Below are 15329 nucleotides of genomic sequence, written 5' to 3'. Positions count from 1 at the left end.
ATGGGGAATCGGAAGATCGCAGGCCGCTGCCTTTACCATTCCCAAATTCCCTATTCCCGATTCACTTCTCAGGCAAACTGCCTGAGGAACCGCAGATCGTTGTCGAAGAACGCCCGCAGGTCGGAAACGCCGTAGCGCAGCATCGCGAAGCGCTCCACGCCGAGACCGAAGGCGAAGCCGGTATAACGCTCCGGATCGATGCCGCAGTTCTTCAGCACGTTCGGGTGGACCATGCCGCAGCCCAGAACCTCCAGCCAGCGCGTCGAGCCATCCTCGGCGTCCCAGCGGATGTCCACCTCGGCCGACGGCTCGGTGAACGGGAAGTAGCTGGGACGGAAGCGCATCTCGAAATCGCGCTCGAAGAATGCACGGATGAATTCGGCCAGCGTGCCCTTGAGGTCGGCGAAACTGGAGGTTTCATCGATCAGCAATCCCTCGATCTGGTGGAACATCGGCGAATGGGTCTGATCCGAATCGCTGCGATAGACCTTGCCCGGCGCGATGATCCGGATCGGCGGCTGGCGACCGGCCATCGAGCGGATCTGCACCGGCGAGGTGTGCGTGCGCAGCAGGCGGCCGTCGCCGAAGTAGAAGGTGTCGTGCATGGCGCGCGCCGGATGGTGCGGCGGGAAGTTCAGTGCCTCGAAGTTGTGCCAGTCGTCCTCGATCTCCGGACCGTCGGCACGCTGGTAGCCCAGTCGCGCGAAGATCGCGCTGATGCGCTCCAGCGCGCGGGTGATCGGGTGGATGCCGCCGCGCTCGCCGTCGCGCCCGGGCAGGCTGATGTCGAGCTTCTCGGAGGCGAGCCGACGTTCCAGCTCGGCCTGCTCCAGCACCCGCTTGCGCACCGCCAGCGCATCGGCCAACTGCTCCTTGACCCGGTTCACCTCGGCGCCGCGCGCCTTGCGCTCGTCCGGCGCCAGTGCACCGAGCGTCTTCAGCGCAGCGGTGACGATGCCGCTCTTGCCCAGCAGGCCCACGCGCAGCCCCTCGAGCGCATCCAGCGTGTCGGCCTTGTCGATATCCATCAGCGCTTTTGCAGCGCGACTGTCCAGATCGTCCATAGTGATGCACTTCTCGCTGCTTCCACTCCCCTTTCAGGGAGAGGGTGGGTTGAGGAGCCACTCTTGCGTTGTCGCCTGACCGGAGCACGCTCCGGTTGAAGTCAGGGCAAGTACCCGTACCCTCACCTCGGCCCTCCCCCAAGGTGGGGAGGAGGCAACCGCAAAAAACCTTTGTCCAAACGAAAACGGGGAGGAGGCTGTGGCCTCCTCCCCGCTTGCTTTACATCATATCGTGCTGGCGCAGGAGCGCCCGACGATCAAGCAGCCAGACTGGCCTTTGCTTTCTCGGCGATCACACCAAAAGCCTTGATGTCGTGCACGGCGATATCGGCGAGAACCTTGCGGTCCACCGTGATGCCGGCCTTGGAGAGGCCATTGATGAGGCGGCTGTAGGACAGGCCGAACATGCGAGCGGCGGCGTTGATACGCACGATCCACAGGGCACGGAACTGGCGCTTGCGCTGCTTGCGGCCGATGTACGCGTACTGGCCAGCCTTGATGACGGCCTGGTTGGCTACGCGGAAGACCTTGCGACGGGCATTGTAGTAACCCTTCGCGCGGCCGATGATTTTCTTGTGGCGACGACGGGCGGTGACGCCACGCTTTACACGAGCCATGGTCTATCTCCTTACAAGTAGGGCAGCATGCGAGCCACGCCGGGCGCATCACACGCCTTCAGGTGGTTCGGTGCACGGAGACCACGCTTCTGCTTGGTCGACTTCTTGGTCAGGATGTGCGACTTGAACGCGTGACCGCACTTGATCTTGCCCGATGCGGTCTTGCGAAAACGCTTCGCAGCCGCCCGGTTGGTCTTGATCTTGGGCATGGAATGCTCCTTGAGTGGGACGACTCCGATGTGGACGTCCCGGTTTCTGACTGATCTGGCGGTGACCCCGAGAGCCACGCTTTCCGTCCTGCCATGATCGGTGCACGACCCATCCAGGCGGGTCGAACCCGTGATCATACGGGTTCATCAAGCCAAACGCCAGCACGAAGTGCTGACGATGGCCTCCTCTCCCTTCGGGAGAGGATCGAGGTGAGGGTGCGGAGTTCGCCCACAGTTCATGGAAACGACGCCTGTAAGCCCAGCGACACGAAGAGCATCGCCCGCCAGCGAACTCCCACAAAAGCAAGCAGCCTATTTCTTCTTGGGCCCGATCATCATGACCATCTGGCGGCCTTCCAGACGCGGGAAGGACTCGACCTGGCCGTTCTCGCCGATGTCTTCCTGGATCTTCTTGGCCAGGTTCTGGCCCAGATCCTGGTGCGACATCTCGCGACCGCGGAAGCGGATGGTGACCTTGACCTTGTCGCCCTCTTCCAGGAAGCGGAGCATGTTGCGCAGCTTGATCTGGTAGTCGCCCACGTCCGTGACCGGACGGAACTTCACTTCCTTGATCTCGACCTGCTTCTGCTTCTTCTTGGCGGCTTGCGCCTTCTTCTGGGCTTCGAACTTGAACTTGCCGTAATCCATGATGCGGCAGACCGGCGGATCGCCGTTGGGCTGGATCTCGACCAGATCCATGCCGGCTTCCTGCGCCAGCGCCAGTGCCTCGTCACGGGTCAGGATGCCAAGCTGTTCCGCATCGGCACCAATGACACGCACCCGCGGCACACGGATTTCCAGGTTACGACGATTGCCCTTGTTGTCGGTGGTTGCGATACCACGATCCTCCAGAAGAAGTAATGTCACTGACCGCCAGGGCTGAGCGTTTTCGCTCAGCGCCGGGTTTCGGTCTCCAGTCGCTCGATGAAATCGGCCAGCTTCATGCTGCCCAGGTCCTCACCGGAACGGGTACGCACAGAAACCGACCCCGTTTCTTTCTCGCGGTCACCGACCACGAGCAGGTACGGCACTTTCTGCATCGTATGTTCGCGGATTTTATAGCCGACTTTCTCGTTGCGCAAATCCGATTGTACCCGGAAACCTTTGTCGACAAGGGTTTGCGTGACTTCGCGGACATAATCGGCCTGCGCGTCGGTGATATTGAACACCACCGCCTGCACCGGCGCCAGCCAGGCCGGCAGCAGGCCGGCGTGGTGCTCGATCAGGATGCCGATGAAGCGCTCCATCGAACCCACGATGGCCCGGTGCAGCATCACCGGATGCCGCTTGTGCGAGTGTTCGTCGACGTATTCGGCGTCCAGCCGCTCCGGCATCATGAAATCGACCTGCATGGTGCCGACCTGCCAGGCGCGACCGATCGAGTCCTTCAGGTGGTACTCGATCTTTGGCGCGTAGAACGCACCCTCACCCGGCAGCTCCTCCCACGCCACGCCGGCGGCACCCAGCGCATTGCGCAGCATTTCCTCGGTGCGATCCCAGAATTCGTCCGAGCCGATGCGCTTTTCGGGGCGCAGCGCCAGCTTGATCGCCAGGTCGGTGAAGCCGAAGTCGGCATAGACCTTCATCGCCTGCAGATGGAACGCGGTGACCTCCGCCTCGACCTGCTCGGGCGTGCAGAAGATGTGGCCGTCGTCCTGGGTGAACGCGCGCACGCGCATGATGCCGTGCAGCGCGCCGGACGGCTCGTTGCGATGGCAGCCGCCAAACTCGCCGTAGCGGATCGGCAGCTCGCGGTAGCTGTGCAGGCCGGTGTTGAACACCTGTACGTGGCCGGGGCAGTTCATCGGCTTCAGCGCGAAGGTGTGCTTCTCCGACTCGGTGAAGAACATGTTCTCGGCGTAGTTGTCCCAATGGCCCGAGCGCTTCCACAGCGACACGTCCAGCACCATCGGGCAACGCACCTCCTGGTAGCCGCTCTTCTTGTACACGCCGCGCATGTACTGCTCGACCTGCTGCCAGATCGCCCAGCCGTTCGGGTGCCAGAACACCATGCCGGGGCTTTCCTCCTGCTGGTGGAACAGGTCGAGCTGCTTGCCGATCTTGCGATGGTCGCGCTTCTCGGCCTCTTCCAGCTGGAACAGGTAGGCCTTCAGATCCTTGTCGTTGAGCCAGGCGGTGCCGTAGATGCGGCTGAGCATCGCGTTGTTGGAATCGCCACGCCAGTACGCGCCGGCCACCTTCATCAGCTTGAACGAGTGCAGCTTGCCGGTGTTCGGCACGTGCGGACCGCGGCAGAGGTCGGTGAACTCGCCCTGCGAATACAGCGACAGGTCCTGGTCGGCCGGAATGCCTTCGATGATCTCGGCCTTGTAGTTCTCACCCAGGCCGCGGAAGAACGCCACCGCCTCGTCGCGCGACTTCACGCTGCGGGTCACCGGCAACTGCTCGGCGACGAGCTTGTGCATCTCCGCCTCGATCTTCGGCAGGTCGTCCGGGGTGAACGGGCGCTCGTAGGCGAAGTCGTAGTAGAAGCCGTTGTCGATCACCGGACCGATGGTGACCTGCGCGCCCGGGAACAGCCGCTGCACCGCCTGCCCCATCAGGTGGGCGGTCGAATGGCGCAGGATCTCCAGCGCCTCGGGGCTTTTCTCGGTGACGATCTGCAGGCTGGCGTCGTGTTCGATCGGGAAGCTGGCATCGACCAGCTTGCCGTCGACCTTGCCGGCCAGGGTCGCCTTGGCCAGGCCGGCGCCAATCGAGGCGGCCACGTCCTGCACGGTGACGGGATGGTCGAACGGCCGCTTGCTGCCGTCGGGTAGCGTGATCTCGATCATGGGAAGCGTTCTCTGAAAAGCAAAAAAGGGCATCCGCCCTTCTTCAAAAAGCACAAGGCGTGGCGGGGTCAGCGGGAGCAGCGGGTAGTTGCCATGTCGCACACTCGGCCGGCGTGACGCGGGCCACCTTGATCTTGTGGATTGGAGAAACGCTAGTTTAGCCCAAATCGGCTGTCAATCCTCCGCTTTCGGGGCGGCGCGCGCGAGGTGCGCGATAGAATGCAGCCCGATCTTCCGAGGACTTTCCATGCGCATCCTGGTTACCGGCACCGCCGGCTTCATTGGCGCCGCCCTGGCCCAGCGCCTGCTGGCACGCGGCGACGTGGTCCACGGCTTCGACAACCACAACAGCTACTACGACCCGGCACTGAAGGAAGCGCGCCTGGCCCGTTTCATCGACCACCCCAACTACAGCCACCAGCGCGCCGACCTGGCCGATGCCGAGGCGGTGGATCAGGCGTTTGCCGACTTCAAGCCGCAGCGCGTGGTGAACCTGGCCGCCCAGGCCGGCGTGCGCTATTCGATCGTCAACCCGCGCGCGTACGTGCAAAGCAACCTGGCCGGTTTCGTCAACATTCTCGAAGGCTGTCGCCACGGCGGCGTCGAGCACCTGGTCTATGCCTCCTCCAGCTCGGTCTACGGCGCCAACCGCAAACTGCCGTTCGCGGTGGAGGATGCGGTCGACCACCCGGTCAGCCTGTATGCCGCCAGCAAGAAGGCGAACGAGCTGATGGCGCACACGTACAGCCATCTGTACGGCATCCCGACCACCGGCCTGCGCTTCTTCACCGTGTATGGACCGTGGGGTCGGCCGGACATGTCGCCGATCCTGTTCGCCGACCGGATCAGCCGCGGCGAGCCGATCGACGTGTTCAACCATGGCCACCACAGCCGCGACTTCACCTATATCGACGACATCGTGGAAGGCGTGATCCGCACGCTGGATCAGCCGGCCACGCCCGACCCCGCCTACGACGCCGAGCTGCCGAATCCGGGCACGTCGAACGCGCCCTATCGCGTCTACAACATCGGCAACGACCAGCCGGTGCAGCTGCTGCGTTTCATCGAACTGCTGGAACAGAACCTGGGGCGCAGCGTGGAAAAACGCCTGCTGCCGATGCAGCCCGGCGACGTGCCCGACACCTGGGCCGACGTGTCGGCGCTGCGCCGCGACGTGGGCTATGCGCCGAGCACCTCGATCGAGGACGGCGTGGCGAAATTTGCCGAGTGGTATCGGGAATACCAGGGCGCGAGGAGTGAGTGAAGAGGAGTGAGAAGTGAGAGAAGAGCCGGGTCGAAGCAACTCTCACTTCTCACTCCTCTCCACTCACTCCTGCTCAGAACGGCTTGGCGAGCACCAGCCAGATCACAGCCAGCAGCAGCGGCACCGGCAGTTCGTTGAGCCAGCGCAGGGCCTTCGATGACGGCAGCGCCGCACCCTTCGCGTTGTTCTTGAGCATGCGGCCAGCCCAGATGAAATACGCCAGCAGCAGCGCCACCAGGGTCAGCTTGGCGTCGATCCAGTGCATGCCCGAGGCGACGTTCGGCAAGCTTTGCGGAAATACCCGCCAACCCTGCCACAGGGTCAGGCCGAACACGAAGGCGAGGCCGAACATGTTGTGGCCGAACTTGTACAGGCGCCGGCCCATCAGCTGCAAGCGCGCCTGCACCACGGGTTCGCCGGCGCTTTCGGCCAGGTTCACCAGTATCCGCGGCAGATAGAACACCGTGGCCATCCAGGCGATCACGAACAGCAGGTGCAGCGACTTGATCAGCAGGTAGGTCATGACGGAAACGGATGGCCGCTGCGGCATGCAGCGAGGGGCATGATAACGCGGCCCCGCCGCTCAGGCCGATGCGGGTCCCATGCGTTCCAGCAGGGCCTGCAGCAACCGTTGCTGGATGCCTGCATCGAGTGGCTCGTCATGCCGGTCGGTGAGCTGGAAGAAGTCCTCGACGCGCTCGCCGAACGTGGCGATGCGGGCGTCGTGCACGCGCACCCCGGTGCTCGACATCACCTGGGCCACCGCGGCCAGCAGGCCCGGCCGATCGGTGCCGACCAGCGCCAGTTGGGTCCGGTCGCCGGCGGCGTGGAAGCTGATCCGCGGGGTCATCTGGAAATGCTTCTGATGGCGCGACATGCCGCGCTTGCTCGGCTGCACGCCCGCCGACTGCGCCAGCGCGCGCTGCAGCCGTTGCTGCAATTCCTGGGCGCGGGCCGCGCTGACCGGCTGCTGGCTGTCTGCATCGAGCAGTAGAAAGGTGTCCAGTGCCATGCCGGTCGACGAACTGAGGATGCGCGCCTCCATCACCGAGAAGCGCAGACGATCCAGCACGGCAGTCACCGTGGCGAACAGGCCATCCCGGTCGGGCGTGCAGACGAACAGCTCGGTGCTGCCGCGCACCGACAGTGGATGCACCGCCACCAGCGGCACCGCTCCATCGGCCTGCAGGATGGCAGCGGTCTGCCACGCGATCTGCTCCGGCCGGTGGCGCAGGAAACTGAGTTGCGGGAAGTCGGCCCACACGCGGATCACGTCGGCCTCGGCAAACCCCTGGTCCAGCAGCAGCGCCAGTGCATATTCGGAACAGTCGCGCACGCGCTGGCCGATATCGCGGGGCAACTGGACATCGCTGCGCAATGCATAGCGGGTCCCGGTGTAGAGGTCGGCCAACAGGCGGTCCTTCCAGCCGTTCCACAAGCGCGGACTGGTGCCGATGATGTCCGCCACGGTCAGCAGGTAGAGCTGCCCCAGTTGCTCGCGGTTGTCGACCACCTCGGCGAAACGGTGCACCACGTCCGGGTCGGTGATGTCCTGACGTTGCGCCGTGGTGCTCATCAGCAGATGGTGGCGCACCAGCCAGGCGACGCGCTCGACATCGGCGGGCGGCAGCCCCAGACGGCTGCAGAAGGCTCGCGCATCCTCCTCGCCCAGCAGCGAGTGATCGCCACCGCGCCCCTTCGCGATGTCGTGGAACAGGCCCGCCAGCAGCAGCACTTCTGGCGTGGGCAGGCTGGCCCATATCTCGCAGCCCAGTGCGAACTCGCGTTGCGCCGCCGGGTCGGCGAACCGCGCCAGGTTGCGCAGCACGCGCAAGGTATGTTCGTCGACCGTGTAGACATGGAACAGGTCGTACTGCATGCGCCCGAACACCTTGCCGAACGCGGGCAGGATCGCCGCCAGCAGGCCGTGCCGGTTCATCCGCCACAACGCCTCCACCGCCGGCGCGCCGCGACGCAGCAGTCGCAGGAAGGCGGCCAGCACCTCGCGATCGTCGGCCAGAGCATCGCCATGCACGGCGGTGGCCTGATGGATGCGGCGCATGGAATCGGCGGTGAAGCCGACCACCCCCGGCTGGTCCAGCCGGGCGATGAAGATCTCCACCAGCGCGGCCGGACGGCGCATGAACAGCTGCGGGTCGATCGCCGCCAGCCGCGTGCCGTAGCGCACGAACGCCTCGCCCACCGGCAAGGCCTCGCCGGGCGCCTCCAGCATTTCCTCGAACCGTTCGGCCACCTGCACGCCCAGCCGCTCCACCTGGCTGGCCGCGCGGTAGTAGCCCTGCATGAATTGCTCGACGCCCAGGTTCTTGGCGTGTTCGTCCTCGAAGCCCAGTCGTTCGGCCAGCGCCCGCTGGTAGTCGAACAGCAGCCGCTCCTCGGCGCGCCCGGCCTCCAGGTGCAGCGCATAGCGATAGCGGCGCAGGGTCGCCTCGGACTCCTCCAGCACCGACTGTTCCGCCGGGTCGAGCAGGCCCTCGGTGACCATGTCGGCGAGATCATTGGCGTGCGCCAGCCGTCGCCCCATCCAGCGCAGCGAATCGAGCGTGCGCAGGCCGCCGGGGCCGTCCTTCAGATTCGGCTCGAGGTTGTAGGCGGTGTCGTCGTAACGCGCATGGCGCGCGTTGCGTTCGGCCAGCCGCGCGGCCAGGTACTCGCGTGGCGGCCACAGCGCCGGATCATCGACGATCGCGCGCAAAACGCCTTCCATTTCCGGATCTCCCGCCAGCCGACGCGCATCCAGCAGGCTGGTGAACACGCTGGCGTCCCGGGCCGCGAGCGCGCGGCACTGGGCGGGATCACGCACGGCATGACCGACCTTGAGGCCGATGTCCCACAAGGTGGCGAAGCACTGTTCGAGGGCCCGCAGGCGCGCCGGCTCCGGTGCCTCCGCCAGGGCCAGCAGGTCCACGTCGGAGCAGGGGAACAGCAGGCCGCGGCCGAAACCGCCGACCGCGAACAATGCGGTGCCAGCAACCTCGCCCAGGCAGGCCATCCACACGTGGGCGACGACACGCGCCACCGACTCGCCGCGACGGCGTGCCAGCATGCTGGCATCGGCGCCGTCGCGGAACGCGGTGGCCAGCGCCCGATCGACATCACCCAGCAACTGCCGCAGCGCACGCCTTGCCTCGGTGGAGACACCCGAACGGGGCACCGCCACCGGCAGGCGCGGCAAAGGGGGAAGCGCTGAATTCATGGGAGCGGGAAACGAGTGGAGAGGAGTGAGAGAAAACAGTCTGCCATGTCTCCATGGCATTCGGCGCCAGCGCCGCGCGCCTGACTCCCGCTCACTCCTCGGCACTCGCTACCGCTTCACGCATCCGGCCACGCCGTGAGGATCTCGAAGCCGTCGTCGGTTACCGCGATGGTGTGCTCCCACTGCGCCGACAGCGAGTGGTCCTTGGTCACGACGGTCCAGCCATCGGGCAACTGGCGGGTCTGCGGCTTGCCGGCGTTGATCATCGGCTCGATCGTGAAGGTCATGCCCTTCTTCAGTTCGATGCCGGTACCCGGCTTGCCGTAGTGCAGCACCTGCGGCTCGTCGTGGTAGATCTTGCCGATGCCGTGGCCGCAATACTCCTTCACGACGCTGAAACCGGCCGCCTCGGCATGCTGCTGGATCGCATGGCCGACGTCGCCCAGCGTGGCGCCCGGGCGCACCGCCTCGATCCCGCGCATCATCGCCTCGAAGGTGGTGTCGACCAGCCGCCTGGCCAGCACCGACGGGGTGCCGGCGATGTACATGCGACTGGTATCGCCGTGCCAGCCATCCTTGATCACGGTAACGTCGAGGTTGACGATGTCGCCATCCTTGAGCACCTTGCCCTCGTTCGGGATGCCGTGGCAGATCACGTGGTTGACCGAGGCGCACAAGGTCTTGGGGAAGCCGTGGTAGCCGACATTGGCGGGGATCGCCTTCTGCACGTTGACGATGTGCTCGTAGGCACGCCGGTCCAGCTCTTCGGTGGTGACGCCGGGTTTGACGTAGTCCTTGAGCATCGCCAGCACTTCAGCGGCCAGCTTGCCGGCGACGCGCATGCCTTCGAGGTCTTGCGGGGATTTCAGGGTAATGGCCATCGGTTCCACTCATGTGGCGGCAAAAGCCAAATAAATCCAGCGACTTGCCGCACTACCGGCGTACCGGCTACAATTTCGGAGTTTTGCAGGCCCCACAGCTCGATATCTGCAGTGGCCAGCGCAAAGCGAACGGGAATTGTAACCCTCCGCGGTACAACACCCAAACCAACGCCACACACGCATCGGCACCGCCTTCGGGGTGCCGCGCCTTGCCCACCATCAAGATCGGGCCAGTCGCGGTCGAAGCCGGGGATGCGTGGAGGTCCCAACCCCCAGGTTCCTTCTCGAGGGAACCGACAATCGGAGCGACACCCCATGGCACAAGTCACCATGCGTCAGATGCTGGAAGCCGGCGTCCATTTCGGTCACCAGACCCGTTACTGGAACCCCAAGATGGCTCCGTACATCTTCGGCGCCCGCGGCAAGATCCACATCATCAATCTCGAAAAGACCCTGCCGCTGTTCACCGACGCGATGAACTTCCTGTCGGGCCTGGCGCAGAAGCGCGGCACCATCCTGTTCGTCGGCACCAAGCGTTCGGCCCGCGAGCCGTTGGCCGAGGAAGCCGCACGCGCCGGCATGCCGTTCGTCACCTCGCGCTGGCTCGGCGGCATGCTGACCAACTTCCGCACCGTGAAGCAGTCCGTTTCGCGCCTGAAGGAGCTGGAAGCGGCCGAGACCGACGGTTCGTTCGACAAGCTGGTCAAGCACGAAGTGCTGGCCCGTCGCCGTGAGCGCGACAAGCTGCAGGCTTCGCTGGGCGGCATCAAGGACATGAACCGCCTGCCCGACGCGCTGTTCGTGATCGACATCGGCCACGAAGACATCGCCGTGCAGGAAGCCAAGAAGCTGGGCATCCCGGTGATCGCCGTGGTCGACACCAACTACAACCCGGAACTGGTCGACTACGCCATCCCGGGCAACGACGACGCGATCCGCGCGATCCAGCTGTACGCCCGCGCCGCTGCCGACTCGATCCTGGAAGGCAAGGCCGCCGCGCCGGCCGCCGCCCAGGGCGACGGCAACGACTTCGTCGAGCTGGACGAGGAAGGCAACCCGGTCGCCAAGATCGACCGCCCGCGTCGCGAAGCCGCCCCGCGCAAGTCCGCCCCGCGCCGCGAAGGCGGTCGTGATGGTGGCCGTGACGGCGGTCGTGGTTCGCGCAACGACGCCAGGTAAGCGCGCCGACGGCGGTCACCGACCGCCGTCAGGCCCTGCCCGAGATCACCGCGCGGCGGCGCCGTTCGCCACCGCGCCATCCAAGCATTAGAGGATTGACGATGAGCAATATTTCCGCACAACTGGTCAAGGAGCTGCGCGAGCGGTCCGGCGCCGGCATGATGGAATGCAAGAAGGCCCTGGTCGAGAACAACGCCGACATCGAAACCGCGATGGAATGGCTGCGCAAGTCCGGCCTGGCCAAGGCTGACAAGAAGGCCAGCCGCATCGCTGCCGAAGGTCGCATCGTGGCCGCCCAGAGCGCCGGCAAGGCCGTGCTGGTCGAGATCAACTGCGAAACCGATTTCGTGGGCAAGGACGCGAGCTTCCTGAAGTTCAGCGACACCGTCGCCGACGTCGCGCTGAACTCCGGCGCCGCCGACATCGACGCACTGAAGGCTGCTCCCTTCCCGGGTGCCAGCAACGTCGAGGAAGCCGCCAAGAGCCTGATCGCCACCATCGGCGAAAAGATCGACGTGCGCCGCATGGCGGTCGTCAAGAATGACGGCGTGATCGGCAGCTACACCCACGGCGGCCGCATCGGCGTGCTGGTGGCGCTCAAGGGTGGCTCCGAGGAGCTGGCCAAGGGCATCGCGATGCATGTCGCCGCGATGAACCCGGCGCACATCCGCGCCGAGGACGTCCCGGCGGAATTCCTGGCCAAGGAAAAGGACATCGCGCTGAGCCTGATGTCCGACAAGGAAAAGGCCAAGCCGGCCGACATCCTTGAGAAGATCATCTCCGGCAAGGTGCAGAAGATCGTCTCCGAAGTGACCCTGCTGGGCCAGCCCTATGTGCTGGACACCAACGTCACCGTGGCTGAAGCGCTGAAGAAGGAAGGCGCCGACGTCATCTCGGTGGCTCGCCTGGCGGTTGGCGAAGGCATCGAGAAGGTGCAGGAAGACTACCTGGCCGAAGTGGCCAAGGCGATGCAGGGCTGAACCCCCCGCAAGTCGTTGCACGACGAAAAGGCCGCGAGCAATCGCGGCCTTTTCCATTTACTACCACCTGAACCCGGGGCCCCGCTTCCCGATTCGCGGAAAATTTCGCGGATGGCCACGGCGAACGCCCCGACCATGGGCAGCTGCCGCTACAATAAGCCGGTTTACCCCACACAATCCGGAGCCCCCATGAGCGACCAGCCCAAGTACCGCCGCATCCTGCTCAAGCTCTCCGGTGAAGCCCTGATGGGCGATGCCGACTACGGCATCGATCCCAAGGTGATCGGCCGGCTGGCCGATGAAATCATCGAGGTACAGAAGACCGGCGTGCAGATCGGCATCGTGATCGGCGGCGGCAATATCTTCCGCGGCGCCGGCCTCGCTGCCGCCGGCATGGACCGGGTCACCGGCGACCACATGGGCATGCTGGCCACCGTGATGAATGCGCTGGCCATGCAGGACGCGATCGAGAAGCGCGGCGGCTACGCGCGAGTCACCAGCGCGATCCAGATCCACGACGTGGCCGAGGATTACATCCGCCGCCGCGCCATTCGCCACATCGAGAAAGGCCGCATCGTGCTGTTCGCCGCCGGCACCGGCAATCCGTTCTTCACCACCGATTCCGCGGCCGCCCTGCGCGCGGTGGAGATCGGCGCGGACCTGCTGCTGAAGGCGACCAAGGTCGATGGCGTGTACACCGCCGACCCGGCCAAGCATGCCGACGCGACCCGTTATGATCGGCTCGGCTACGACGACGTGATCGAGCGCAAGCTGGCGGTGATGGACACCGCCGCGATCGCCCTGTGCCGTGACCAGCAGATGCCGCTGCGCATCTACGACATGACCGTGGCCGGCAACCTGATGCGGATCATGCGCGGCGAGTCGATCGGCACCCTGGTCGACGGCGGCTGACCGCGCCGCAACAAGCCGCCACGGCGGCCACTGCTATAATCACGCGTTGCACGATTCACCGGGAAGCACGACATGCTCAATGACATCAAGAACGATGCGCAGACCCGCATGGGCAAGAGCATCGACTCGCTCAGGCACGACCTCACCCGCATCCGCACCGGCCGCGCCAGCACCTCGCTGGTGGACGGCATCAAGGTGTCCTATTACGGCTCGGACATGCCGCTGGCGCAGGTCGCGTCGGTCTCGCTGTCCGATGCGCGCACCATCCTGATCACGCCATGGGAAAAGAACATGGTGGCGCCGATCGAGAAGGCCCTGATGGCTTCGGACCTGGGCATCACGCCGACCACCGCCGGCACCGTGATCCGCCTCAACATGCCCGCACTGACCGAGGAGCGCCGCCGCGAACTGGCCAAGCTGGTCGGCCACGAGGGCGAGAACGCCAAGATCGCGATCCGCAACGTCCGTCGCGACGCCCTGCAGCAGGTCAAGGATCTGCTCAAGGAGAAGCTGATCACCGAGGACGACGAAAGTCGCGCCGACGACGAGATCCAGAAGCTCACCGATCGTGCGGTGAAAGACGTCGATGCCGTGGTCAAGGCGAAGGAAGAGGAGCTGATGGCGCTCTGAGCGCCATCGCATTCCCCATGCCCGGCGCCGAAGCCGTTCCGCGCCACATCGCCATCGTGATGGACGGCAACGGCCGCTGGGCCAAGGCCCGCCACCGCCCCCGCAGCTTCGGCCACAACGCCGGCCGCAAGGCCGTGCGCGAAGTGATCGAGGCCTGCCTGCGCGAAGGCGTGCAGGCGCTGACCCTGTTCGCGTTCTCCAGCGAAAACTGGCAACGCCCGCAGGAAGAAGTGGGCGCGCTGATGGGGCTGTTCGTGCGGGCGCTGGACAAGGAAGTGGACGAACTGCACGGCCACGGCGTGCGGCTGCGCTTCATCGGCAATCTCGACGCCTTCGAGGCGAACCTGCGCGAGCGGATGCAGGCGGCGATGGCGCGCACCGCCGGCAACGACCGGCTGCAGGTGAACATTGCGGTGAGCTACGGCGGCCGCTGGGACATCGTGCAGGCCAGCCGCCAGGCCGCCGCCGCGGTGGCTCGCGGCGAATTGCGCGCCGAAGAGATCGACGAAGCCCGTCTTGGCCAGTGGATGAGCCTGGCCGAACTGCCGCCGCTGGACCTGTTCATCCGCACCGGCGGCGAATGCCGCATCAGCAACTTCCTGCTGTGGCAGGTCGCCTACGCCGAGCTGTACTTTACCGATACCTTGTGGCCCGATTTCGACCAGGCTTGCCTGCGCCGGGCCATCGAAGACTATGCCCGCCGGGAGCGCCGTTTTGGCCGTACCGGCGAGCAGGTCACCCCAGTTTCCTAGAGGATTCCCATGCTGCTTCAGCGCATTCTCACCGCCCTGGTGCTCGCGCCGCTGGCGATCCTGATCATCCTGCTGCCGACCACCGGCATCTTCGGTGCGATCGTCGCGCTGGCCTTCCTCGCCGCCTGGTGGGAATGGGCCCAGCTGAGCGGACTGAAGAACCGTTCGGCGCGCATCGTGCTGCTGCTCGCGGCCGCCGGCGTCTTCATCCTGCTCTGGCTTGCCCGGGGCAGCGCATGGACGCCGTGGCTGCTGGCCGTCGGCGTGGCCTGGTGGGTGGTGGCCTGCCTGTGGCTGCGCCATTTCGCGTTTGGCGCCGCGCCCACGCGCGAGAACCTGATCTTGAAGCTGATCGCCGGCGCCTTCGTGATCTTTCCCACCTGGGTCGCACTCACCAGCATCCACGGCCGCCTGCCGCACGGTCACTGGTGGACCCTGCTGGCCCTGGTGATCGTGTGGGCCTCGGACATCGGGGCGTATTTCAGCGGCCGCACCTTCGGCAAGCGCAAGCTGGCGCCGCAGATCAGTCCCGGCAAGACCTGGGCCGGTGCGTACGGCGCGATGGTGGCCGGCGTGCTGGTCGCCGATGTGGGAGGCTGGCTGCTCGGCGTGCGCGGGGGCGCGCTGCTGGCGCTGGCGCTGCTGGCCGCTGCCACGGTGGCGATATCGATCGTGGGCGACCTGCTGGAAAGCCTGATGAAGCGGCACGCCCAGGTGAAGGATTCGGGCAGCATCTTTCCCGGCCACGGCGGCCTGATGGACCGACTGGACAGCGTGTTCGCCGCGCTGCCGGTGTTCGCCGCCGGCCTGCTGCTGCTGGACATCTGAC

Annotated in this window: 15 protein-coding genes; 7 read left to right on the top strand and 8 right to left on the bottom strand. The window is 65.5% G+C overall.

The window, feature by feature from the left end:
* Positions 1–68: 68 nt before the first annotated feature.
* From pheS to thrS, 5 genes are all read right to left on the bottom strand, one after another.
* Positions 69–1064 (bottom strand): phenylalanine--tRNA ligase subunit alpha, encoded by a 996-nt coding sequence (gene pheS / locus ABNK63_RS05205; RefSeq protein WP_350016868.1) that lies wholly within the window; start codon positions 1062–1064, stop codon positions 69–71.
* Positions 1065–1321: 257 nt separating this feature from the next.
* Entirely contained in the window at positions 1322–1681 is a 360-nt protein-coding gene (rplT, locus tag ABNK63_RS05200; protein WP_007804486.1) for a 50S ribosomal protein L20, read from the bottom strand.
* 11 nt (positions 1682–1692) lie between these two features.
* A complete protein-coding gene (gene rpmI / locus ABNK63_RS05195; RefSeq protein ID WP_007512063.1) occupies positions 1693–1890 on the bottom strand; it encodes a 50S ribosomal protein L35 in 198 nt (65 codons plus the stop codon).
* Between the two features lie 312 nt (positions 1891–2202).
* A complete protein-coding gene (gene infC / locus ABNK63_RS05190) occupies positions 2203–2727 on the bottom strand; it encodes a translation initiation factor IF-3 (protein ID WP_304437728.1) in 525 nt (174 codons plus the stop codon).
* A 56-nt stretch (positions 2728–2783) separates the two neighbouring features.
* A complete protein-coding gene (gene thrS / locus ABNK63_RS05185; RefSeq protein ID WP_350016867.1) occupies positions 2784–4685 on the bottom strand; it encodes a threonine--tRNA ligase in 1902 nt (633 codons plus the stop codon).
* A 247-nt stretch (positions 4686–4932) separates the two neighbouring features.
* Between thrS and ABNK63_RS05180 the strand changes: the two genes are divergently transcribed.
* Positions 4933–5949 carry an NAD-dependent epimerase gene (locus ABNK63_RS05180; RefSeq protein ID WP_007804479.1) on the top strand — a complete coding sequence of 339 codons (1017 nt, stop codon included), beginning with the start codon at positions 4933–4935 and terminating at the stop codon, positions 5947–5949.
* 73 nt (positions 5950–6022) lie between these two features.
* Here ABNK63_RS05180 and ABNK63_RS05175 read toward each other — a convergent pair whose 3' ends face one another.
* From ABNK63_RS05175 to map, 3 genes are all read right to left on the bottom strand, one after another.
* Complete coding sequence (locus tag ABNK63_RS05175; protein ID WP_350016866.1) at positions 6023–6472, bottom strand: CopD family protein; 450 nt, start codon at positions 6470–6472, stop codon at positions 6023–6025.
* A 60-nt stretch (positions 6473–6532) separates the two neighbouring features.
* Positions 6533–9166 carry a [protein-PII] uridylyltransferase gene (gene glnD, locus ABNK63_RS05170; RefSeq protein WP_350016865.1) on the bottom strand — a complete coding sequence of 878 codons (2634 nt, stop codon included), beginning with the start codon at positions 9164–9166 and terminating at the stop codon, positions 6533–6535.
* A gap of 116 nt (positions 9167–9282) precedes the next feature.
* The gene (gene map, locus ABNK63_RS05165; protein ID WP_007804473.1) at positions 9283–10047 is read right to left on the bottom strand and encodes a type I methionyl aminopeptidase; all 765 of its coding nucleotides are present in this window, start codon (positions 10045–10047) and stop codon (positions 9283–9285) included.
* A 315-nt stretch (positions 10048–10362) separates the two neighbouring features.
* Here map and rpsB point away from each other — a divergent pair, with 315 nt between their 5' ends.
* The 6 genes from rpsB to ABNK63_RS05135 all read left to right on the top strand — a co-directional run bounded on the left by rpsB (position 10363) and on the right by ABNK63_RS05135 (position 15328).
* Positions 10363–11226, top strand: a complete 864-nt coding sequence (rpsB, locus tag ABNK63_RS05160; RefSeq protein ID WP_007804471.1) for a 30S ribosomal protein S2 — start codon at positions 10363–10365, stop codon at positions 11224–11226.
* Positions 11227–11327: 101 nt separating this feature from the next.
* Positions 11328–12206 (top strand): translation elongation factor Ts, encoded by an 879-nt coding sequence (tsf, locus tag ABNK63_RS05155; protein WP_007804469.1) that lies wholly within the window; start codon positions 11328–11330, stop codon positions 12204–12206.
* Positions 12207–12395: 189 nt separating this feature from the next.
* Complete coding sequence (pyrH, locus tag ABNK63_RS05150; RefSeq protein ID WP_007804467.1) at positions 12396–13118, top strand: UMP kinase; 723 nt, start codon at positions 12396–12398, stop codon at positions 13116–13118.
* Between the two features lie 72 nt (positions 13119–13190).
* The gene (frr, locus tag ABNK63_RS05145; protein WP_350016864.1) at positions 13191–13748 is read left to right on the top strand and encodes a ribosome recycling factor; all 558 of its coding nucleotides are present in this window, start codon (positions 13191–13193) and stop codon (positions 13746–13748) included.
* 17 nt (positions 13749–13765) lie between these two features.
* Positions 13766–14500 carry a polyprenyl diphosphate synthase gene (gene uppS, locus ABNK63_RS05140; RefSeq protein WP_350016862.1) on the top strand — a complete coding sequence of 245 codons (735 nt, stop codon included), beginning with the start codon at positions 13766–13768 and terminating at the stop codon, positions 14498–14500.
* A gap of 9 nt (positions 14501–14509) precedes the next feature.
* A complete protein-coding gene (locus tag ABNK63_RS05135) occupies positions 14510–15328 on the top strand; it encodes a phosphatidate cytidylyltransferase (RefSeq protein WP_007804462.1) in 819 nt (272 codons plus the stop codon).
* Position 15329: the final 1 nt, after the last annotated feature.

Origin of the sequence: Rhodanobacter sp. IGA1.0 (assembly GCF_040208325.1) — a bacterium.
In the GTDB taxonomy this organism is placed as follows: domain Bacteria; phylum Pseudomonadota; class Gammaproteobacteria; order Xanthomonadales; family Rhodanobacteraceae; genus Rhodanobacter; species Rhodanobacter spathiphylli.
This window is presented reverse-complemented; position numbering and strand designations above follow the sequence as displayed.

Bases quoted from the DNA above. Each gene is read 5' to 3' on its own strand.
- ABNK63_RS05175 (WP_350016866.1), bottom strand. From the start codon at position 6,472: ATGACCTACCTGCTGATCAAGTCGCTGCACCTGCTGTTCGTGATCGCC.
- thrS (WP_350016867.1), bottom strand. From the start codon at position 4,685: ATGATCGAGATCACGCTACCCGACGGCAGCAAGCGGCCGTTCGACCAT.
- pheS (WP_350016868.1), bottom strand. From the start codon at position 1,064: ATGGACGATCTGGACAGTCGCGCTGCAAAAGCGCTGATGGATATCGAC.
- uppS (WP_350016862.1), top strand. From the start codon at position 13,766: ATGCCCGGCGCCGAAGCCGTTCCGCGCCACATCGCCATCGTGATGGAC.
- glnD (WP_350016865.1), bottom strand. From the start codon at position 9,166: ATGAATTCAGCGCTTCCCCCTTTGCCGCGCCTGCCGGTGGCGGTGCCC.
- rpsB (WP_007804471.1), top strand. From the start codon at position 10,363: ATGGCACAAGTCACCATGCGTCAGATGCTGGAAGCCGGCGTCCATTTC.
- ABNK63_RS05180 (WP_007804479.1), top strand. From the start codon at position 4,933: ATGCGCATCCTGGTTACCGGCACCGCCGGCTTCATTGGCGCCGCCCTG.
- rpmI (WP_007512063.1), bottom strand. From the start codon at position 1,890: ATGCCCAAGATCAAGACCAACCGGGCGGCTGCGAAGCGTTTTCGCAAG.
- pyrH (WP_007804467.1), top strand. From the start codon at position 12,396: ATGAGCGACCAGCCCAAGTACCGCCGCATCCTGCTCAAGCTCTCCGGT.
- ABNK63_RS05135 (WP_007804462.1), top strand. From the start codon at position 14,510: ATGCTGCTTCAGCGCATTCTCACCGCCCTGGTGCTCGCGCCGCTGGCG.
- tsf (WP_007804469.1), top strand. From the start codon at position 11,328: ATGAGCAATATTTCCGCACAACTGGTCAAGGAGCTGCGCGAGCGGTCC.
- map (WP_007804473.1), bottom strand. From the start codon at position 10,047: ATGGCCATTACCCTGAAATCCCCGCAAGACCTCGAAGGCATGCGCGTC.
- frr (WP_350016864.1), top strand. From the start codon at position 13,191: ATGCTCAATGACATCAAGAACGATGCGCAGACCCGCATGGGCAAGAGC.
- rplT (WP_007804486.1), bottom strand. From the start codon at position 1,681: ATGGCTCGTGTAAAGCGTGGCGTCACCGCCCGTCGTCGCCACAAGAAA.